The organism is Nocardioides stalactiti (genome assembly GCF_014180715.1).
GTDB lineage: Bacteria > Actinomycetota > Actinomycetes > Propionibacteriales > Nocardioidaceae > Nocardioides > Nocardioides stalactiti.
Map to the genome: position 1 here is coordinate 25,205 of NZ_JACEFC010000006.1, position 20,117 is coordinate 45,321.

Annotated in this window: 21 protein-coding genes; 13 read left to right on the top strand and 8 right to left on the bottom strand. The window is 70.1% G+C overall.

Features of this window, described 5'->3' with window-relative positions; genetic code table 11:
• Positions 1 to 16 precede the first annotated feature (16 nt).
• From H0487_RS02210 to H0487_RS02225, 4 genes are all read left to right on the top strand, one after another.
• Positions 17 to 1,567 carry a helix-turn-helix domain-containing protein gene (locus tag H0487_RS02210; protein WP_183092595.1) on the top strand — a complete coding sequence of 517 codons (1,551 nt, stop codon included), beginning with the start codon at positions 17 to 19 and terminating at the stop codon, positions 1,565 to 1,567.
• Between the two features lie 7 nt (positions 1,568 to 1,574).
• On the top strand, positions 1,575 to 2,363 hold the full coding sequence (locus tag H0487_RS02215) for a glycerophosphodiester phosphodiesterase family protein (protein WP_183092596.1): 789 nt from the start codon (positions 1,575 to 1,577) through the stop codon (positions 2,361 to 2,363).
• Positions 2,360 to 3,706, top strand: coding sequence for an MFS transporter (locus H0487_RS02220; RefSeq protein WP_183092597.1), 1,347 nt, complete (start codon positions 2,360 to 2,362; stop codon positions 3,704 to 3,706). Before H0487_RS02215 ends, H0487_RS02220 begins: the two co-directional genes overlap by 4 nt.
• A gap of 165 nt (positions 3,707 to 3,871) precedes the next feature.
• On the top strand, positions 3,872 to 4,261 hold the full coding sequence (locus H0487_RS02225; RefSeq protein WP_183092598.1) for an RNA polymerase-binding protein RbpA: 390 nt from the start codon (positions 3,872 to 3,874) through the stop codon (positions 4,259 to 4,261).
• Between the two features lie 18 nt (positions 4,262 to 4,279).
• Here the strand turns inward: H0487_RS02225 and H0487_RS02230 are convergent, their stop codons facing one another.
• The 7 genes from H0487_RS02230 to kdd form a co-directional block, all read right to left on the bottom strand.
• Positions 4,280 to 4,756, bottom strand: coding sequence for an FxsA family protein (locus H0487_RS02230; protein ID WP_183092599.1), 477 nt, complete (start codon positions 4,754 to 4,756; stop codon positions 4,280 to 4,282).
• Positions 4,757 to 4,765: 9 nt separating this feature from the next.
• A complete protein-coding gene (locus H0487_RS02235) occupies positions 4,766 to 5,530 on the bottom strand; it encodes a polyprenol monophosphomannose synthase (RefSeq protein ID WP_183092635.1) in 765 nt (254 codons plus the stop codon).
• Positions 5,531 to 5,537: 7 nt separating this feature from the next.
• Positions 5,538 to 7,076 (bottom strand): apolipoprotein N-acyltransferase, encoded by a 1,539-nt coding sequence (gene lnt / locus H0487_RS02240; protein ID WP_183092600.1) that lies wholly within the window; start codon positions 7,074 to 7,076, stop codon positions 5,538 to 5,540.
• Between the two features lie 417 nt (positions 7,077 to 7,493).
• Positions 7,494 to 7,898: a 3-aminobutyryl-CoA ammonia lyase gene (kal, locus tag H0487_RS02245; protein WP_183092601.1), complete on the bottom strand. Its 405-nt coding sequence runs from the start codon at positions 7,896 to 7,898 to the stop codon at positions 7,494 to 7,496.
• A complete protein-coding gene (kamE, locus tag H0487_RS02250) occupies positions 7,895 to 8,623 on the bottom strand; it encodes a lysine 5,6-aminomutase subunit beta (RefSeq protein ID WP_183092602.1) in 729 nt (242 codons plus the stop codon). Before kamE ends, kal begins: the two co-directional genes overlap by 4 nt.
• Positions 8,620 to 10,179, bottom strand: a complete 1,560-nt coding sequence (gene kamD / locus H0487_RS02255) for a lysine 5,6-aminomutase subunit alpha (RefSeq protein WP_183092603.1) — start codon at positions 10,177 to 10,179, stop codon at positions 8,620 to 8,622. Before kamD ends, kamE begins: the two co-directional genes overlap by 4 nt.
• Complete coding sequence (gene kdd / locus H0487_RS02260; RefSeq protein ID WP_183092604.1) at positions 10,176 to 11,216, bottom strand: L-erythro-3,5-diaminohexanoate dehydrogenase; 1,041 nt, start codon at positions 11,214 to 11,216, stop codon at positions 10,176 to 10,178. Before kdd ends, kamD begins: the two co-directional genes overlap by 4 nt.
• 99 nt (positions 11,217 to 11,315) lie before the next feature.
• Between kdd and H0487_RS02265 the strand changes: the two genes are divergently transcribed.
• Positions 11,316 to 12,782, top strand: a complete 1,467-nt coding sequence (locus H0487_RS02265; protein WP_183092605.1) for a KamA family radical SAM protein — start codon at positions 11,316 to 11,318, stop codon at positions 12,780 to 12,782.
• A gap of 13 nt (positions 12,783 to 12,795) precedes the next feature.
• Here H0487_RS02265 and H0487_RS02270 read toward each other — a convergent pair whose 3' ends face one another.
• Positions 12,796 to 13,263 (bottom strand): Lrp/AsnC family transcriptional regulator, encoded by a 468-nt coding sequence (locus H0487_RS02270; protein WP_446685554.1) that lies wholly within the window; start codon positions 13,261 to 13,263, stop codon positions 12,796 to 12,798.
• A 50-nt stretch (positions 13,264 to 13,313) separates the two neighbouring features.
• Here H0487_RS02270 and H0487_RS02275 point away from each other — a divergent pair, with 50 nt between their 5' ends.
• The 8 genes from H0487_RS02275 to H0487_RS02310 all read left to right on the top strand — a co-directional run bounded on the left by H0487_RS02275 (position 13,314) and on the right by H0487_RS02310 (position 20,114).
• Positions 13,314 to 14,249, top strand: a complete 936-nt coding sequence (locus H0487_RS02275) for a 5'-3' exonuclease (protein ID WP_312855790.1) — start codon at positions 13,314 to 13,316, stop codon at positions 14,247 to 14,249.
• Positions 14,246 to 14,878 (top strand): hypothetical protein, encoded by a 633-nt coding sequence (locus H0487_RS02280; RefSeq protein ID WP_183092606.1) that lies wholly within the window; start codon positions 14,246 to 14,248, stop codon positions 14,876 to 14,878. The genes H0487_RS02275 and H0487_RS02280 overlap by 4 nt, the downstream gene beginning before the upstream one ends.
• 132 nt (positions 14,879 to 15,010) lie before the next feature.
• Complete coding sequence (gene urtA, locus H0487_RS02285; protein ID WP_312855791.1) at positions 15,011 to 16,252, top strand: urea ABC transporter substrate-binding protein; 1,242 nt, start codon at positions 15,011 to 15,013, stop codon at positions 16,250 to 16,252.
• Between the two features lie 85 nt (positions 16,253 to 16,337).
• On the top strand, positions 16,338 to 17,222 hold the full coding sequence (gene urtB / locus H0487_RS02290) for an urea ABC transporter permease subunit UrtB (protein WP_183092608.1): 885 nt from the start codon (positions 16,338 to 16,340) through the stop codon (positions 17,220 to 17,222).
• The gene (gene urtC, locus H0487_RS02295) at positions 17,219 to 18,307 is read left to right on the top strand and encodes an urea ABC transporter permease subunit UrtC (protein WP_183092609.1); all 1,089 of its coding nucleotides are present in this window, start codon (positions 17,219 to 17,221) and stop codon (positions 18,305 to 18,307) included. Before urtB ends, urtC begins: the two co-directional genes overlap by 4 nt.
• Complete coding sequence (urtD, locus tag H0487_RS02300; RefSeq protein ID WP_183092610.1) at positions 18,304 to 19,134, top strand: urea ABC transporter ATP-binding protein UrtD; 831 nt, start codon at positions 18,304 to 18,306, stop codon at positions 19,132 to 19,134. The genes urtC and urtD overlap by 4 nt, the downstream gene beginning before the upstream one ends.
• On the top strand, positions 19,127 to 19,807 hold the full coding sequence (locus tag H0487_RS02305) for an ATP-binding cassette domain-containing protein (protein WP_183092611.1): 681 nt from the start codon (positions 19,127 to 19,129) through the stop codon (positions 19,805 to 19,807). The genes urtD and H0487_RS02305 overlap by 8 nt, the downstream gene beginning before the upstream one ends.
• Before the next feature lie 4 nt (positions 19,808 to 19,811).
• Positions 19,812 to 20,114: an urease subunit gamma gene (locus tag H0487_RS02310; RefSeq protein WP_183092612.1), complete on the top strand. Its 303-nt coding sequence runs from the start codon at positions 19,812 to 19,814 to the stop codon at positions 20,112 to 20,114.
• Positions 20,115 to 20,117: the final 3 nt, after the last annotated feature.

The following is a 20,117-nucleotide window of genomic DNA, read 5'->3' on the forward strand; positions in this document are numbered from 1 at the left end:
AGTTACCGTCGGCATCATGACGGTCTCTCCCCAGGTCGAAGGCGAAGCGGACTACAAGGGCCGGATCGGCAACCTCATCCGAGACGCCCGGAAGCACCGGGGCCTCACCCAGTCCCAGCTCGCCGAACGCCTCGGCACCAGCCAGAGCGCGATCAACCGGATCGAGAAGGGGCACCAGAACCTCTCCCTGGAGATGCTGGCTCGGATCGGCTCCGCGCTGGACTCCGAGATCGTCGCGCTCGGTGCCGGCCCGACCCACCTGAGGGTCAAGGGCCCCACCACCTTGTCCGGCGAGATCGTCGTCAAGACGTCCAAGAACGCCGGGGTCGCGCTGTTGTGCGCCTCGCTCCTCAACCGGGGCCGTACGACGCTGCGCAAGGTCGCTCGGATCGAGGAGGTCAACCGGCTGCTCGAGGTGCTCGGCAGCCTGGGCGTGCAGACGCGGTGGATCAACGACGAGAACGACCTCGAGATCATCCCGCCCAAGGACATCGACCTCTCCCGCATCGACGAGGAGGCGGCGCGCCGCACCCGCTCGGTGCTCATGTTCCTCGGACCGCTGCTCCACCGCGCCGACACCTTCGAGCTCCCGTACGCGGGCGGCTGCAACCTCGGCACCCGCACCGTGGAGCCGCACATGTCCGCACTGCGGCCGTTCGGGCTCGAGGTCAAGGCGACCGACGGCTGGTACCACGGTCAGGTCAACCGGGCGATCGCCCCGGTCCGACCCATCGTGCTCACCGAGCGCGGCGACACCGTGACCGAGAACGCGCTCATGGCCGCCGCTCTCCACCCGGGCACGACGGTCATCCGCAACGCCTCGTCCAACTACATGGTCCAGGACCTCTGCTTCTACCTCCAGGCGCTCGGCGTCGACGTCGAGGGCATCGGTACGACGACGCTCACCGTGACCGGCCGGGCCGTCATCGACACCGACGTCGACTACTCCCCCAGCGAGGACCCGATCGAGGCGATGTCGCTGCTCGCCGCCGCCATCGTGACCCGCTCGGAGATCACGATCCGACGTGCTCCGATCGAGTTCCTCGAGATCGAGCTCGCCACGCTGGAGGAGATGGGCTTCCGCTACGAGCGGTCCGAGGAGTACCTCGCAGCCAACGGCCGCACCCGGCTCGTCGACCTGCGGACGCTGCCCTCGGACCTGGTGGCGCCGCGCGACAAGATCCACCCGATGCCGTTCCCCGGCCTGAACATCGACAACCTCCCGTTCTTCGCGGTCATCGCGGCGGTGGCCGACGGCCAGACGACGCTGCACGACTGGGTCTACGACAACCGCGCCATCTACTTGACCGAGCTCAACAAGCTCGGTGGCCGGGTGAGCCTGCTCGACCCGCACCGGGTGATGATCGAGGGGCCGACGTCGTGGACCGGCGCTGAGCTCGTGTGCCCGCCCGCGCTGCGGCCCGCCGTCGTCGTCCTGCTCGCGATGCTCGCCAGCAAGGGCACCTCGGTGCTGCGCAGCACCTACGTCATCCACCGGGGCTACGAGGACCTCGCCGAGCGCCTGAGCTCCCTCGGCGCCGAGATCGAGACGTTCCGAGACATCTGAGCGCCCCGTGTACCTGGAGGAGGGCCGGGTCCTGGCGTTCGCCCATCGCGGCGGCGCCTACCACCCGGAGATCGAGGGGCTCGAGAACACCCTGGCCGCGTTCCGGCACGCCGTGGCGCTGGGCTACCGCTACCTGGAGACCGACGTCCACGTCACCCGCGACGGAGCCCTGCTGGCGTTCCACGACGAGGTGCTGGACCGGGTCACCGACCGGGTCGGCGCGATCGCGGACCTGACGCTGGCCGAGGTGCGGGAGGCGCGGATCGGCGGTCGGGAGGAGATCCCCACCTTCGACCAGCTGCTCGACGCCTTCCCGGACGCTCGGTTCAACATCGACATCAAGTCCGCGGGCGCCTCCGCAGCCCTCGCCGCGACGGTGCACGAGCGGGACCTGTGGGACCGGGTCCTCGTCGGTTCCTTCTCCCCCGCCCGGATCCGCGAGTTCCGGCGCCTCACCGGCGGTCGGGTCCCGACGGCGGCCCACCCGTGGGAGATCCTCGCGTTCCGCCTGCTGCCCAGTGCCCGGTTGGCCGACCGGATCGCCGGGCGGGACTTCGTCGCGTTCCAGGTCCCGCACCGACGGCGCAGGGTGCGGGTCGTGACGCCGGGGCTGGTGCGCCGGGCCCACGCAGCGGGCAAGCAGGTCCACGTCTGGACCATCGACGACCCGGCCGAGATGCACGAGCTGCTCGACCGCGGCGTCGACGGCCTCTTCACGGATCGCACCGATCTGCTCAAGGATGTCCTCGTCGCTCGCGGCCAATGGCGGTCGCAGACTGGGGAGGGAGCCTCATGAGCAGCACCATCGCCGACCTCGGCCCACTGAACCGCGCCCGCGAGCAGCGGGCCTGGTACTTCTACGACTGGGCGAACTCCGCGTTCGCCACGACCATCGCCGGCGTCCTGTTCGCGCCGTACCTCATCGCGGTCGCGGAGAAGGCCGCGGTCGACGACCGGGTCAACGTGCTCGGGCTCGGGATCGACCCCGACGCGCTGCCCGCGTTCGTCATCACCGCCTCGACGATCCTGTCCGCGATCATGCTGCCGCCGCTCGGGGCTCTGGCCGACCGCACGGCGCGCAAGAAGGACCTGCTCGCCGGCTTCGCGTGGGCCGGCGCCGCAGCCGCCGCCGTGCTGTTCTTCATGACGGGCGACAACTGGCAGATCGGCGTCGTGGCATTCATCGTCGCCAACCTCTGCTTCGCCGCGTCGACCGTGTTCAACGACGCGATCCTGCCGATCATCTCGACCGAGTCCGAGCGCGACCGGGTCTCCACCCGCGGCTGGGCGATGGGGTACGTCGGCGGCGGGCTGCTGCTCGCACTGAACTTCGTCCTCGTCAGCTTCCACGACACGTTCGGGCTCAGCCAGGGGATGGCGGTGCGGATCAGCCTGCTCTCCGCCGCGGTCTGGTGGGCGGTCTTCACGCTCGTGCCCTACCGCGGCCTCAGCAACCACCCGCCGCGCGCTGTCGCCGCGGTCGAGGGCGGCCTCTTCGCGAGCAGCTTCGGCCAGCTCTGGACCACGGTCCGCGAGCTTCGGAAGTACCCGGTCGCCCTCACCTTCCTGCTCGCCTACCTCTTCTTCAACGACGGCATCCAGACAGTCATCGCCCAGGCCTCGGTGTTCGGGGTGGAGGAGCTCGGGTTCGAGGAGGGCACGATGCTGGCGATCTATCTCCTCGTCCAGTTCGTCGCCGTCGGGGGCGCCCTGGTGTTCGGGCGGCTGGCCGCCCGGGTGGGTGCGAAGAGGGTGATCCTGGGCGGGCTCGTGGTCTGGATGATCATCGTCTCCGCCGCGCTCGTGATCCCGGCCGAGCAGCTGATCTGGCTCATCGTCCTCGGCGTCGCGATCGGCGTGGTCCTCGGTGGCACGCAGGCGCTCGCGCGGTCCTACTTCTCGCTGCTCATCCCCCGTGGCAAGGAAGCCGAGTTCTTCAGCTTCTACCACCTCATGGACCGCGGTACGTCGTGGTTCGGGACGCTCACCTTCGGCATCGTCGTCCAGCTCACCGACTCGTTCCGCCCGGCCTTGTTCGCGCTGGTCTTCTTCTTCGTGGTCGGCGGCCTCCTGCTGCTCCGCGTCGACACCGAGCGCGGAATCAGGGATGCGGGCAACGATCGCCCCGCAGTCGTCTGATTCCGTCGCGAAATCAGGTTCGTCCTGCCGGTTTGCAACCTTTTCCGGCCGGGTAGCGTTGAAGAGACAACGGTGCGACGGTCAACCACGCCCGGGGAGATCCCCCGGCGACCACGCGGCCGGGGCCCCGCCAGGAGCAGGGGCCAGGGACTTGGGAGGAACAACATGGCGGAGCGAACGCTGCGAGGCGCACGACTGGGCGGCCAGTCCTTCGAGGACGAGCGCGGCATCGAGTTCGCGGCCCGTCAGCAGGTCGAGTACCGCTGCACCCACGGCCACCTGTTCGAGATCACGATGTCGATCGAGGCTGACGTGCCTGCGGTGTGGGAGTGCCCCCGCTGTGGCGCCGAGGGCGAGAGCACGTCCGGCATCGAGCGTGTGGAGAAGGTCGAGAAGCCGCAGCGCACCCACTGGGACATGCTGCTGGAGCGCCGGTCCGAGAAGGAGCTCGAGGACATCCTCACCGAGCGCCTCGAGCTGCTGCGCGGCGGCGAGATCGGCCCGGCCCACCTGCACCGCACCGGCAACCGCAAGAAGAAGGCCGCCAACGCCTGAGCCCCCGGCTCAGCAGGCTCAGTCCTCCACGACCTCACCCCGGACGACGGTGTCCCCTGCCGTCGGGCCGGGGTCTTGTCGCGCCCGCCCCACGGTCGCGACCGTCACCCGGCCAGCGATGTAGCCGGTCAGCAGCCGGCGGAACAGGGGCCGGGTGAACGGCAGCACGAGCAGGAACCCGAACACGTCGGTCGCGAAGCCGGGCGTGAGCAGCAGCGTGCCACCGATGAGGATCAGGGCGGCGTCGGCGAGCTCGCGAGCCGGCGGCTGATAGCTGTTGAGGGCCTGCCGCAGCGCCTGCCAGGCGCGCCGGCCCTCCCGCTTGACCAACCAGGCTCCGAGCATGCTGTCGAGGATCAGCAGGCCGATGGTCCACCAGGGGCCGATCGCCTGGCCGACCTGGATCACCACGTAGATCTCGACCAGCGGCACCACCACGAAGGCGACGAAGAGCAGCAGCGGCCACCGCCGGCGTCGTCGCGTCGTCGTACTCACCCCGCAAGCCTAGCCAGTGCGTCGGCGCGCCTGTGCCTGCTCCCAGCGCTCGCGCAGGCCCCACTGGGTGATCCGCTTGAGCGACTCGACCGCGACCTGGCCGCTCATCTTCGAGTGGCCGCGGACCCGCTCGATGAACTCGATGGGGACCTCGCGCACCACCAGCCCGGCGTGCAGGCAACGGGTGACCAGGTCGGTCTGGAAGACGTAGCCGGTCGAGCGGACGGACGCGAGGTCGATCTTCTCCAGTGCCTCACGGCGGAACAGCCGGTAGCCGGCGGTGGCGTCGCGGACGTCGATGCCGAGGAGCAGGCGCACGTAGAGGTTGCCGCCCCGGGACAGGGCCTCGCGGCGCCGGGGCCAGTTGACCACGCTGCCGCCGGGGATCCAGCGCGAGCCGATCACCAGGTCCGCGGTCCGCAGGCCCTCGAGGAGCCGGTCGAGCTGCTCGGGCTGGTGTGAGCCGTCGGCGTCCATCTCCCCCACGACGTCGTAGCCCTCGGCGAGGGCCCACGCGAAGCCGGCGAGGTAGGCGGCGCCCAGGCCTTCCTTGCCGGCCCGGTGCAGGACGTGGACCTGCGGGTCGGCCGCCGCCAGGTCGTCGGCGATGTCGCCGGTGCCGTCGGGCGAGCAGTCGTCGACCACCAGCACGTCGACCCGGGGCTGGGCGCGCCGCAGCCGGCCGACGATCCACGCCAGGTTCGCGGCCTCGTCGTAGGTCGGGATCACCACGACGACCCGGCCGTGCTGGGACACGGGATCGGGGGTGACCATCTCTGCTTCAGACAACAAGAGCCTCACTCGGACTCGCGGACTCGGACCCGCCATGATCTCGCCTTCGACGGTACGCGATCGCGCCCACCACGAGACCGAGGAGCGACCAACCGGTGAACACCCGCGCGGGCCAGGCGCCGGCCCGGGTGGCGGGGGTCAGCTCGGTGCTCAGGCCGACCCGTTCGACCAGCACCGCCGTGGTCCGCGGGTCGGCCGAGGCGACCACCGTCCCGTCCGGGGCGACGACGCCGGTGATGCCGTTGGTGGCGGCGACGACGAGCCAGCGACCCGACTCGATCGCCCGCAACCGGGTGATCGCGAACTGCTGGTCGATCTGGTCGGTGAAGATGAAGCTCGCGTTGCTCGTCTGCACCGTCAACAGCTCCGCACCCTCCTGGAGCTGCTCCCGCATGACGTCGTCGTAGGCCACGTCGAAGCAGATGGCGTCGGCGACCGGGATGCCGGCGACCCGCAGCGGCGTGGTGCGCGTGCCGCTCTTCATGTCGCGGCTGATCTGGTTGAGCGCCCCGAAGTTGGGGTCCCAGTAGCGGCGGAACGGGATGTACTCCCCGTAGGCCACCGGGTGGTGCTTGGTGTAGCGGTCCCCCGGCCCCGTCCGAGGATCCCAGACGATCCCCTGGTTGAGGACGTGATCGTCCCCGTCGTCCACCAGGCCGCCGATGACGACCGGCACGCCGATGGCCGCCACCGCCTCGCGGATGTCGTCGTTGACCCCGCTGTCGAGGAAGGGGTCGACCGCGGTCGAGTTCTCCGGCCACAGCACGAAGTCCGGGCGCACCCCTGACGCGGCGAGGTCGAGAGTGGCGTCCACGTGGTTGCGGGTCACCTGCCGGTGGTCGAAGAGGATGTCGTTGCCCGGCCCCGGCACGTCGCCCTGCACCGCGGCGACGACGGCGGAACCGGTCTCCTCGGTCTCGTACGGCGCGACGGCGGGCACGAGCAGGAGCGCGAGGACGACGACCGCTCCCCCGAGCGCGACCGGCCGACTGCGTCGCACCGAGGTCCGGTCGGACGGCAGCCACGACTCGACACCGGCCGCGATCAGGAACCCGACCAGTGCGAGGGTGAACGAGAGCCCGGTCATGCCGAGATAGGCCACCGCCGGCGCGACCGGGGTGTCGATCGCCGCGAACCCGAGCCGCCCCCAAGGCATTCCGCTGAAGGGCCAGGTGCTGCGCAGGCCGTCGACGGAGGTCCAGAGAGCGGCCAGCCACAGCGGCCACAGCGGCAGCCGCCGGACGAGCGGCGCCGCCAGGCCGAGAGCCCCGTAGAAGAGTGCCTCGACCGCCGACAGCGCGATCCAGGCGTCGGTGCCGATCGACTCCTTCATCCAGTAGATGTGGGTGAAGTAGAAGGCGACGCCGAAGACCAGGCCGACCGCGCCCGCCCGCCTGACCGGCAGCTCGCGCACCGCGAGCGCGAAGGCGGCGATGCCGAGAGGCAGCAGGTACGGGATCGCGACGGGCTCGAACGAGGCCGTCAGGAGGAGGCCGCCCGCGGCGGCGACGACGAGGCGGGCGAGCACGCGGCAAGCCTAGGGGCTGGGCCCTGGGGTCCGGCCCTCCAGGGCGACGGAAGGGTCGCTCCCACCTTCGGACCATCCCGTTCTTCGACTGGCTGCCGACAACGGGATGTTGTCTAGGGGGAGAGCGACCCTTCCGCGTCGCTCTCGAGGAGCGGACCGACCTCCGCGAACCGTGATGGGAGGTGTTGGCGCTACACCCCCGTCTTCGGCCACTCGGACGTCGGTCCGCGTACCACGACCTGCACGAGCAACAGCCACGTACTTTGGTCACCGCGGCAGGACCTGTCAACCGCCCGCTGACCTGCACAGATGCGCGAAATCGCAGGTCAGAGGGTGGTCCGGATCACACGAATTGGCCCGAAAAATCTCATGATCCGGCGGCGTGTCGCTTGCGACGCGCCGCCGGATGTCACCGGCTCAGGGAACGACGACCGTGCCGGTCGCGGTCGTCGCGACGACCGGCGGGTCGAGCAGCTCGGCCGCGCCGGGTCGGTCGGCGGTGGCGGCGCCCCGCGCGACGACGGTCAGGGTGAAGGCCATGACCCGCGACCGGGTGCCGGCGCGGACCAGCTCGGCGGTCGCCTCGACGACGTCGCCGGCGCGTACCGGGGCGCGGAACTGCACGTCGTCGTACGACGCGAACAAGCCCTCGTCGCCGTCGGTGAGGATGCACAGCTCGGTCGCGACGTCGCCGAACAGGCCGAGCCCGTAGGCACCGTCGACCAGGTTGCCGGCGTAGTGCGCGTGCGAGTAAGGGACGTAGCGGCGCTGGGTGACCCGGGTGCCGACGACTGCACCGCCGATCGGGGAGGAGGCGCTCATGCGGTGAGCCTATGGGCCAGGAAGCTCGCGACCTCGCCAGGCGTCGTCCCCCGACCGAAGATCCGGTCGACGCCGAGCTCGCCCGCCATCGCCTCGTCGAAACGCGGGCCGCCCACGACCAGCAGCGGCCGGTGCTCGGCGCGGAACGCCTCGCTGAACGCGGCCGACATCTCCCGGGTGTTGAGCAGGTGGGCGTCGCGCTGGGTCACGACCTGCGACACCAGAACGGCGTCGGCACGCTCCGCGACGGCGCGGTCGACCAGCTGCGGGACCGACACCTGGGCGCCGAGGTTCACGACCTTGATCTCGCGGTAGTACTCCAGGCCCTTCTCCCCCGCGAACCCCTTGATGTTGAGGATCGCGTCGATGCCCACGGTGTGCGCGTCGGTGCCGATGCAGGCGCCGATCACCACGAGCCGACGACGCAGGCTGCGTTTGATCGAGGCGTTGACCTCCTTCGGCGTGAGCAGCGGGTAGTCACGCTCCACCACCTCGACCGCATCCAGGTCGACGAGGTGGTGGACCCGGCCGTAGACGACGAAGAAGGTGAAGCCGTCGCCCATCGGCTTGGCGTGCACGACGAGCGCAGGGTCGAGCCCCATCGAGGCGGCGAGCTGTTGCGCGGCGCCCTCGGCACGCTTCGAGTGCGGGACGGGCAGCGTGAAGCTGAGCTGCACCATGCCGTCGCCGGTGGTGTCGCCGTACGGACGAACGAGCTGGCTCACTTCTCCTCCAGGATCTCGGAGGCCGGGTTGTAGTAGCCGTCAGCCTTGCGCGCGACGCCCTCGAGGCCGCGGCCACCGTCGGCGGGGCGCCGCATCAGGCCGAAGGTGCCGTCGGCGATGGCGTCGAGCAGCCCCTCGTCGGCGATCCGCTCGAGCAGGTCGATGGTCTCCCCCAGCACCTGGCGCGCCCGGGTGGCGATGAGGCCCTCCGGCGCCGGGTGGAAGTCCTCGTGCAGGCCACCGGCGGCGTCGAGCACGTAGCGGACGTTCTGAAGGGCCAGGTCACGGTCGGACAGCCACGGCGTCACGACGGCCTCGGTCATCATCCCGACGAGCAGGATCCCCTGCCCGGTCATCGCCCCGACCAGGTTGAAGAAACCGTCGAGCAGGTAGCCGCGGAAGACGTCGCCGGTCATGTGGCGGGTGGGCGGCATCCACTTGAGCGGAGCCTTCGGGAACAGCTCGCGGGCGAGCAGCGCGTGCGCGAGCTCGAGGCGGAAGGAGTCCGGGACGGCAGGATCGATCTCGAACGCGTGCCCCAGCCCGAGCTGCCAGTCCTCGAGCCCGGCTTCCTTGGCGAAGAACTCGTTGAGCAGCTGGCTCGTCGTCACCGTGTGCGCCGCCTCGACCGCGTCGGCCGTGGTCAGGTAGTTGTCCTCGCCGGTGTTGATGATGATGCCCGCGCGGGCGTGGACCTGGCGGCTGAACCGCTGGTCGACGAAGGTGCGGACCGGGTTGATGTCGCGGAAGAGGATCCCGTACATCGAGTCGTTGAGCATCATGTCGAGCCGTTCGAGCCCGGCGAGCGCCGCGATCTCCGGCATGCAGAGACCGCTCGCGTAGTTGGTGAGTCGCACGTACCGACCCAGCTCCTTGCTCGACTCGTCGAGCGCGGCGCGCATCAGCCGGAAGTTCTCCTGGGTGGCGTAGGTGCCGGCGAAGCCTTCACGGGTGGCGCCCTCCGGCACGAAGTCGAGGAGGCTCTGACCGGTGGAGCGGATCACCGCGATGACGTCGGCACCCTCGCGGGCCGCTGCCTGGGCCTGCGGGATGTCCTCGTAGATGTCGCCGGTCGCGACGATGAGATAGATCCACGGCTGGCGCGGGGCGTCGCCGTGCCGCTTGACCAGGCGGTCGCGCTCGGCACGACGACGGTCGACCTGGCGGATGCCGGCGCCCACCGAGCGGCGTCCGGCGGTCCGGGCGCGCTGCGCGTCGCGCCCCTCGGGGAGCCGGAACCGGACCGAGCCGGCGGATGCCTTCTGCGCCAGGGTCGTCAGGTCCTCCGCCTCGCCGCGGACCAGGGCGTCCCACACGGGGAGGGTCACGCCGTGCTCGAGGCCGACGTCTCCGCGGACGGCGTCGAGCAGCCGGTTGACCCAGGGCGTGCCCTCGGCGTCCGCGCCGCCGAGGCCCGCGAGGCGCAGGGTCGCGCGCTCGACGGACACGGTGGTGTGCTGCTCGGCGAGCTTCACGATCGGCCGGCCCGCCTTGCGCGCCAGCGACCGGGCCTTGCGGACGGTGACCGGGTCGAGGTCCAGCTTGGACGCGCTCATGCCAGCCGCCCCTCGAAGAGACCGCGGACACCGGTGTTCGTCCGGAGGAGCTCCAGGGCGTAGGTCGCGTGGCCCGGGACGTAGCCGTTGCCGACGAGCATCGTGACGTCGGCCGCGACCCCCTCGGCACCCAGTGCCGCCGCGGAGAACGACGTGGCCATCGAGAAGAAGATGACGGTGCCGCCCTCGGCGGTCGCGAGGATCGCGCCGCCCTCGCACCCGGGGACGTCGACGCAGACGACGGTGACGTCGGCAGCACCCCCGGTCGCCGCGACGGCGTCGCGCAGGGCGATCGGGTCACGCGCGTCGGTGACCACCACCGCATCCGCGAGGCCCGCGGCCCGTAGTCGTGCGGCCTCCGTCTCGGTCGGTACGACGCCCACCAGCACGCCAGCACCCTCGGCGCGCGCTGCGGCCAGCGCGAGGGAGCCCGACTTGCCGCCACCGCCGATGACGGCGACCCGCGGCCGGGCCCCGCGCTCGACGTACTGCTGGACGACGCGGGCGGTCAGCGCCGGCGCTCCGCAGACGTCCATCACTGCGAGGCTGAGACCGGTCGGCAGGTCGTCGGGCAGGACCGCCGCGATCGAGCGCCCGAACAGGACCGCGTAGCCGTCGCAGGGCACCTGCTCAGTCCGGCCGTCCCAGCCGTCGAGACCGTCCTCGATGACGAGCGGGGTGAGAGTGAGCGAGACCAGGGTCGCGACCCGCTGGCCGACGCGGAGACCCAACGGCGACTCCGGACCGACCTCCTCCACGGTGCCGATGAGCATGCCGCCGGAGCCCGTCACGGGGTTCTGCATCTTGCCGCGCTCGGCCACGATCGCGAGCACGGCCGCGCGCACCGCCGCGCCGTCGCCGTGCTCCCCCTCGAGCTGGCGGAAGGACGCGGCGTCGAGGTTGAGCCGCTCCACGCGGATCCGCACCTCGTCCGGCCAGAGCTCACGGCGCGTGTCGAGGCGCCGGGCGGCCTGGGGCAGCACCGTGGCGTCGTCGAGGACGCGGTGGAGTCCGGTCGGGTCGCTCTGCGTCGTCACCCTGCTCACCGTCGACACTCTCCCTTCTCACACGTTGAACAGTAAATCGTCCGGCCTGTTGATGTTGCAGCCGGATGATCTTCACGTATTCTGGCACACATGAGCATCGAGACGTCGATCGCGGCCGGCATCCGCGAGCCCGCTGGTCAGCCCTACCCCTACCATCGGGCCGAGCTCGTCGAGCCCGACTGGACACGCTTCCCCGGGTGGCGCGACGTCACGGCGGAGGAGTGGGCCTCGGTGCAGTGGCAGCGGGCGCACTGCGTCAAGAACCTCAAGCAGCTGCGCGAGCTCCTCGGCGACCTCGTCGACGAGCGGTTCTACGCCGACCTCGAGCGCGACCAGACCGAGCGCGCGACCATGTCGATGCTGGTGCCGCCGCAGATGATGAACACGATGGTGCCGCACGCGCAGCCCTCCGGCCCCGGGTCGCTGACCGACGCGTTCTACGCCGACCCGATCCGTCACTACATGCTGCCCGTCTTCTCCGACCGGCGCACCGACTGGCCGTCCCACCCGCACGCCACCCGCGACTCGCTCCACGAGCACGACATGTGGGTCGCCGAGGGCCTCACGCACCGCTACCCCACCAAGGTGCTTGCCGAGCTGCTGCCGACCTGCCCCCAGTACTGCGGTCACTGCACCCGGATGGACCTGGTCGGCAACTCCACCCCGCAGGTCGAGAAGCTCAAGTTCGTCGCGAAGCCGAACGACCGGCTCGAGTCGATGCTCGACTACCTGCGTCGCACCCCCTCGGTCCGCGACGTCGTCGTCTCGGGAGGCGACGTCGCCAACATGCCGTGGCCGCGGCTCGAGGCGTTCCTCGACTCGCTGCTGGCCATCGACAACATCCGCGACATCCGGCTCGCCACCAAGGCGCTGATCGGTCTGCCGCAGCACTGGGCGCAGCCCGACGTCCTCGACGGGGTCGGCCGAGTGGCATCCACGGCCCGCAACCGCGGGGTCTCCCTGGCGATCCACACCCACGCCAACCACGCCCAGTCGGTGACGCCGATGGTCGCCCAGGCGTCGGCGGCCCTGCTCGACGTGGGCGTCCGCGACGTCCGCAACCAGGGCGTCATCCTCAACGGCGTCAACGCCGACCCGCACGCGCTCCTCGACCTCTGCTTCGCGCTCCTCGACGGCGCGCGGATCATGCCCTACTACTTCTACATGTGCGACCTGATCCCCTACTCGGAGCACTGGCGGATCTCCGTCGGGCAGGCGCAGCACCTCCAGCACCAGATCATGGGCTACCTGCCCGGGTTCGCGACGCCGCGCATCGTGTGCGACGTGCCGTTCGTCGGCAAGCGCTGGGTGCACCAGATCGCCGACTACGACTCCGAGCGCGGCATCAGCCACTGGACGAAGAACTACCTGACCTCGATCGAGGCCGGGAACCCCGAGGCACTCCAGCGGACCTACGAGTACTACGACCCGATCCACACGCTCCCGGCCAGCGGCCAGGCGTGGTGGGCGAGCCACGCCGACCTCGACGAGACCGCCCTCCGCGCGGCCGAGGTCGCCGAGGCATCACGTCGTACCGCGGCGCTCCAGGCCCACTGATCGGGGCCTCAGGTCAGCCGGTGACCGGCCGGTTCTCGTAGTACGTCGAGAGCACGATGGTGGTCCGCGTCGACACGTTGGCGACGGCGCGGATCCGGGCGAGGAGCTCCTCGAGCTCGGCCGGCGAGTGCGAGCGCACCTTGATGACGTAGGACTCCTCGCCAGCGACCGACCAGCAGGACTCGATCTCGGGCATGCCCTCGAGGCGGGCCGGGGAGTCGTCGGGCTGGGACGGGTCGATGGCGCGGATCGCGATGAACGCAGTGAGCGGGAGACCGATCTCGGCGTGGTTGACGGTGGCGCCGTAGCCCAGGATCAGACCACGCTGCTCGAGCCGCTTGACGCGTTGGTGGACCGCCGACGTCGAGAGTCCCGTGGCCTTGCCCAGGTCGGTGTAGGACATCCGGCCGTCCTTGGCGAGCAGTTCGAGGATCTGGCGATCGGTGGCCTCCACAACGGAGGAACTGCTGTTCTGGCTCACGATCGCCACCCTAGCGAACCCGGGCTTGCCCGGCCTCTACGATCGGCCTGGTGGACACCCCCTCGGCGCCCGGGCGCCTGATGCTTCTCGACACCGCATCGATGTACTTCCGCGCCTTCTTCGGCGCTCCGGAGGCGCTCGCACCGGACGGGACGAACGTCAACGCGGTGCGGACGATGGTCGGCTACCTCAGCTACCTCGTCGAGCAGTACCGCCCGACCCACCTCGCCTGCTGCTGGGACGAGGACTGGCGCCCGGAGTGGCGCGTCGACCTGATCCCGACCTACAAGGCGCACCGGGTCGTCACGCCCGTCGCGGGTGCGCCTGATGTCGAGGAGGTGCCCGACCCGCTCGAGGTCCAGGTGCCGATCATCCGCGAGGTGCTCGATGCGTTCGGGATCGCCGTGGTCGGAGCGCCCGGCTACGAGGCCGACGACGTGATCGGGACGCTCGCGACGGGCGCCGGCCGGCCGGTCGAGGTCGTGACCGGCGACCGCGACCTCTTCCAGCTCGTCGACGACGCCGCCGAGGTCCGGGTCCTCTACATCGGCAAGGGCGTCGGCAAGCACGAGCGCATCGACGAGGCCTGGGTCCTCGACAGGTACGGCGTGACCGCGCGCCAGTACGCCGACTTCGCCACGCTCCGCGGCGACCCGTCCGACGGCCTGCCCGGGGTGAAGGGCGTCGGCGAGAAGACGGCCGCCACCCTCCTCCAGCGCTTCGGCGACATCGACGGCATCGTCGCCGCGGCCGCCGACCCGGCCAGCGATCTCGCGCCCGGACCGCGACTGAAGATCAAGGAGGCCGCCGACTACCTCGCCGTCGCCCCGACGGTGGTTGCCGTGGCCCGCGAGCTCGACCTCCCCCGCGGCGACGCCCTGGTCCTCCCGTCCACCCCCGCTGACCCCGACGCCCTCGCCGCGCTCACCGAGCGCTGGGGCCTCGACTCCCCCGTCGAACGACTCACGGCCACGCTCGCGGGATGAGCGAGCCGTACGAGGTCCGTTGGTTCGCGCCCGACAGACGGCGCACGGCGTGGGCCCTGGCGACGTTCCTCTTCGGCTCGGGCCTTGTCGTCGCCTCGGTCGTCGCCGCTGCCACCCGCGACCTCTCGCGCGACGCCGTCGTGGTGCTCGCGTCCGGCGTCACCATCCTGTGGGTCGCGTGGCGGTTGCGCCAGGACGCGGCGGAGCTGCGCTTCGCCACGGAGGGCGAGGTGGTCCTTCGACTAGACGACCGCGGGGTCTGGATCCAGACCAGCGATCACCGCAGCCGTGAGCGCACCGCTGCCGCCGTCGACTGGGACGCCGTCAGCTCGGTCGACGTCGCCGCTGCGACCGGCCCCAAGGCGCAGGCGGGCCTGGTGGTGATGCGCTTCGTCCTCGACGACGAGACAGCGGTCGAGCACGATCCCTTTCCAGCGAGTGTCATCGCGGATGCCGCCGCGCTCGGGCTCTCGCCCGCCGCCGCCGCGATGCAGCTCGCCTGTAGTCCGGTGAGCACTGGTCTGATCACCGACGCGCTCACCTGGCTCGAGGACAACCGTCCAGGTCTGCTCCTCCGGGATCTCCGGGTGAGCGGCGGGGACGACGAAACAGACGGGTCCCGGGGGTAACGACGAATTAATACCATTTGGTAATAGTTCGAAACGCCTGCTCCGTACGTTCTCGCTCATCGAAGGGCACAGCGCGGTGCCCATACCGCGCAGCGGCAGAGCCGCCTGCAGATGATCGAGAGGTTGCCCCTCGTGCACCATTCACGTTCCCGCCTGGCCGCCGGCGCCGTCCTCGCCCTGACCGTCTCGCTCGGCCTCGCCGCGTGCGGCAACAAGGACAGCGAAGGCTCGTCCGCGAAGAGCTGTGTCGACACCTCCGGCGACACCATCAAGCTCGGGTTCCTCAACTCCACCTCGGGCGCCATGGCCATCAGTGAGCAGACCGTCCGCGACTCGTTGACGCTGGCCGCCGAGGAGATCAACGCCGACGGCGGCATCCTCGGCAAGGAGATCGAGTTCGTCGAGGAGGACGGCGCCAGTGACCCGGCCATCTTCGCCGAGAAGATCGAGAAGCTGCTCACCGGTGACTGCGTCGCCGCCGTCTTCGGTGGCTGGACCTCGGCCTCGCGCAAGGCGATGCTCCCCGTCGTCGAGGCCAACAACGGCCTGCTCTTCTACCCCGTCCAGTACGAGGGCCTAGAGGCGTCGGAGAACATCTACTACACCGGCGCGACCACCAACCAGCAGATCATCCCGGCGATGGAGTTCCTTGCCGACGAGGGGGTCGAGACGCTCTTCCTCGCCGGTTCGGACTACGTGTTCCCGCGCACCGCCAACAAGATCATCAAGCAGTACGCCGAGGAGCTCGGCATCGAGATCGTCGGTGAGGAGTACGTCCCGCTCGACGACGACGACTGGACGACCCAGGTGGCCAAGATCGTCGAGGCGGAGCCGGACTTCGTCTTCAACACGATCAACGGCTCGTCGAACGTCGGCTTCATCAAGGCCTACTACGAGCAGGGCCTCAGCCCGGAGACCTCCCCGATCATCTCGGTGTCCATCGCCGAGGAGGAGGCGCCGGCGATGGGCAAGGACGTCACCGGGCAGTACGCCGCCTGGAACTACTTCCAGTCCGTCGAGAGCCCCGCGAACGCGACGTTCATCGAGGCCTTCCAGGACCGGTTCGGATCCGAGCGCCCGACCTCGGACCCGATGGAGGCGGCCTACACCTCGCTCTACCTCTACAAGAACCTGGTCGAGGCCGCTGACTCCTTCGACGTCGACGACATCAACGAGTCGGCCGACGGCGTGACCTTCGAGGCACCGGAGGGCCTGGTCACGATCGACGGGGACAACCACCACATCGCGAAGACCGCCCTCATCGGACGGATCAACTCCGACAACCAGTTCGACGTCGTCTGGTCCTCCGACGGTCCGATCGAGCCCGACCCCTTCCTCGAGGGATATTCCTGGTGGGACGCCAGCGCGGAGTGACCTGATCGTCCGCACTCGCTCGACAACGGGGGCTCGCGCCGACAGGTGCGAGCCCCCGGCACCAGCGCCCACGAGAGGTCCCGTCTTGGACTCCTTCACCACTCCCCTGCTCGCCGGCACCGCGACCGGTGCGCTGCTCCTCATCGCCGCTCTCGGGCTGGCGCTGACGTTCGGCCAGATGGGCGTCATCAACATGGCGCACGGCGAGTTCCTGATGGCGGGCGCCTACACGGCGTTCCTCACCCAGCAGGTCATCTCCAACACCGACATCTCCATCCTCGTCGCGATCCCCGTGGCGTTCGTCGTCGCCGGGCTGCTCGGCCTGCTGCTCGAGATGACGGTGATCAGCTGGATGTACCGGCGTCCGCTCGACACCCTGTTGGTCACCGTCGGCGTGAGCCTGGTGCTCCAGCAGCTCGCCAAGGACATCTTCGGCGCTCAGGGCGACCCCGTGGAGTCGCCCGGCTGGCTCGACGGCAACGTCGACGTCTTCGGGTACAACTGGCCCTACCGGCAGATGTTCACGATCGTCCTCGCGCTCGTGTCACTCTGCGTGCTCGCCGCTCTCCTGAAGTACTCCTCCTTCGGCCGCCAGATCCGCGCGACCGTCCAGAACCGGGATCTCGCCGAGACCGTCGGCGTCCGCACCCGCGTCGTCGACAGGTTGACCTTCTTCCTGGGGTCCGGTCTCGCGGGTGTCGGCGGCGTGGCGGTCTCCCTCATCTCCGGCACCAACCCGCGGCTCGGCACCACCTACATCATCTCGGCGTTCCTCGTGGTCGTCGCCGGCGGCCTCGGCCAGCTCAAGGGCACCGTCATCGCCGCGTTCGCCGTCGGGATCGCGACCGCGTTCTTCGCCGACTGGACCAGCGCCAGCATGGCGCAGGTCGCGACGTTCGCACTGGTGGTCGTCTTCCTCCAGCTCCGTCCACAGGGTTTGTTCACCGTTCGCAGCAGGGGGTTGGCATGAAGTCCGCCGTCCGTACGTTCGGCCCGCTGGTGGCCATCGCCGTCCTGGCCGTCCTGCTGCTGGTCGTCGCGCCGTCCGTTCTCAGCCCGTTCCGTCTCAACAACCTCGGCAAGTACTGCTGCTGGGCGATCGCCGCCGTCGGCATCGGCCTCGCGTGGGGCCGGGGAGGCATGCTCGTCATGGGCCAAGGTGTCTTCTTCGGAATCGGCGGCTACGCGATGGCGATGCACCTCAAGCTCGAGGCCGCCGGTCCGGAGGGGATCCCCGACTTCATGCTCCTGTACGGCGACGGCACGATGCCGGGCTGGTGGGAGCCGTTCCGCAGCGGTGCGTTCACGTTGTTCGCGATCGTGGCGTTGCCCGCCGTGGCCGCGGCGATCCTCGGCTGGGCGATCTTCAAGCGGAAGGTGAAAGGGGCCTACTTCGCGATCCTCACCCAGGCGATGGCCGTGGTGTTCGCGACGCTCCTCATCGCGACGATCCAGGAGACCGGCGGGTTCAACGGGCTCAACCAGTTCACGTTCTTCTTCGGCTACAACCTGTACGACCCGGTCAACAAGCGGATGGTCTACTCGATCACCGCAGGGCTCCTCATCGCCTGCCTGGTGGTGGTGTGGCAGCTGTACCGCAGCCGGTTCGGAGAGCTGCTGGTCGCGACCAGGGACGCTGAGGAACGGGTTCGGTTCCTGGGGCACGACCCGGCCAACGTCAAGCTCGCAGCGTTCGTCATCGCCGCGGTGATGGCCAGCATCGGCGGGGCCATGTTCGCGCCGATCGCCGGCATCATCTCGCCCTCGGACGTCGACGCGACCGCGTCGATCTTCCTGATCGCCGGTGTCGCCCTCGGCGGGCGGGCCCTGCTCCTCGGACCAGCGTTGGGAGCGCTCGCGGTGGGCTACGGCCGTTCGACCCTGTCCGAGCAGTTCCCGGACCAGTGGACCTACTTCCTGGGTGCCCTGTTCATCGTCGTCATCCTCATGTTCCCCGCAGGCCTCATCTCGGCGGCCGGCCGCGCCGCCGGCCTGCTGCGTCCACGGCGCCGGGTGCGCCCGACTGCCGCCCGTCCTGCGGGGGCGACGTCATGAGGCTCGACCACCCCTCTCCCGACGACCTCGGCCAGGACTACCTCGAGATCCGCGACCTCACCGTCGACTTCGACGGCTTCAAGGCGGTGTCCGGGGTCGACCTGACCCTCCTCCAGGGTCGCGTCCACTTCCTCATCGGCCCCAACGGCGCCGGGAAGACGACGCTGATCGACGCGATCACCGGGCTCGTTCCCGCCACCGGAGTCGCGCGTTACCGGAACCACAACCTGCTCGCTCTCAAGTCGCACCGGATCGTCCGCGCAGGGATCGGCCGCACGTTCCAGACCGCGACCGTGTTCGAGGAGCTCTCCGTGCTCCAGAACCTCGACATCGCGGGAGGTGTGCACCGTTCCCCGTTCGCCCTCCTGCGGGCTCGGCGCGGTACGCCGGACTACGTCGAGGCGGCCCTGGGGACCATCGGGCTGGGCGACCTGCGCGACCGGCCGGCCGGGGTGCTCGCGCACGGGCAGAAGCAATGGCTGGAGATCGGCATGCTCCTGGTGCAGGACGCCAAGGTGATGCTGCTCGACGAACCGGTCGCCGGGATGAGCGCGGAGGAGCGCGAGGAGACGGGCGCACTGCTCCAGCGGATCGGGACCGAGCGCACCATCGTCGTCGTGGAGCACGACATGGACTTCGTGCGGAGCTTCGCCGACCTGGTGACGGTCATGCATGCCGGCAAGGTCCTGACCGAGGGCACCGTCACCGAGATCCAGGCGAACGCCAGGGTCCAGGAGGTCTATCTCGGGCGGACCGCCGATGCTGCGGAGGCGGCGGAGGCGGCGGAGGCGGATGCCGTGACTCACGAGGGAGCAGGACGTGATTGAGATCAAGGGTGTGACGGCTGGGTACGGCCGGACGATGGTGCTGCACGACGTCAGCCTGGAGGTGCCCGTCGGCGGCGCGGTCGCGGTGATGGGTCACAACGGTGCCGGGAAGACGACGCTCCTCCGCGTTGCCGTCGGACTCATCCCGGTGCGGTCGGGGACGGTCCTGCTCGACGGGGAGGACGTCACCGGCCTGCGGCCGAGCGGACGGGTCCGCCGCGGGCTGGGCTACGTGCCGCAGGGACAGCAGGCGTTCCCGCACATGACGACGTTGGAGAACCTCCAGCTGATCACGACCGACAGGTCGGCGATCGACGAGGTCCTCGACACCTTCCCCGCCCTGCGTGGGCTCCTCGGCCGGCGCGCCGGCCTGCTCTCGGGCGGCCAGCGCCAACAGCTGTCCATCGCACGCACGCTGCTGACACGGCCGCGGATGCTGATCCTCGACGAGCCCACCGAGGGCATCCAGCCCAACGTGGTCGCCGAGATCGAGGAGGTCATCACCGACCTCACCCGTCGTGGCGACCTCTCGGTACTGCTGGTGGAGCAGCACGTCGGCTTCGCCCTGCGGGCCACCGACCGCTACTCGGTGCTGGAGTCCGGGAGGGTGACCTCCAGCGGCGAGGGTGGCGAGGGAGCCCTCGACGCGGTCCGTGCCGCAATGGCAGTGTGACGCGATGCACCTCACCCCCGCCGACACCGAGAAGCTCCTCCTCGCCGTCGCCGGCATGGTCGCGCGCGACCGCCGGGAACGCGGCATCCGCCTCAACTACCCCGAGACCGTCGCGCTCCTCTCGTGCTGGGTCATCGAGGAGGCCCGGGCGGGCGCCGGCGTCGTCGACCTGATGAGCCGCGGCCGGGAGGTCCTCGGTCGCGACGAGGTCATGGACGGGGTCGCCGAGATGATCGCCGACGTCCAGGTCGAGGCCACCTTCCCGGACGGCCGCAAGCTCGTCACCCTCCACCACCCGATCGCCTAGGAG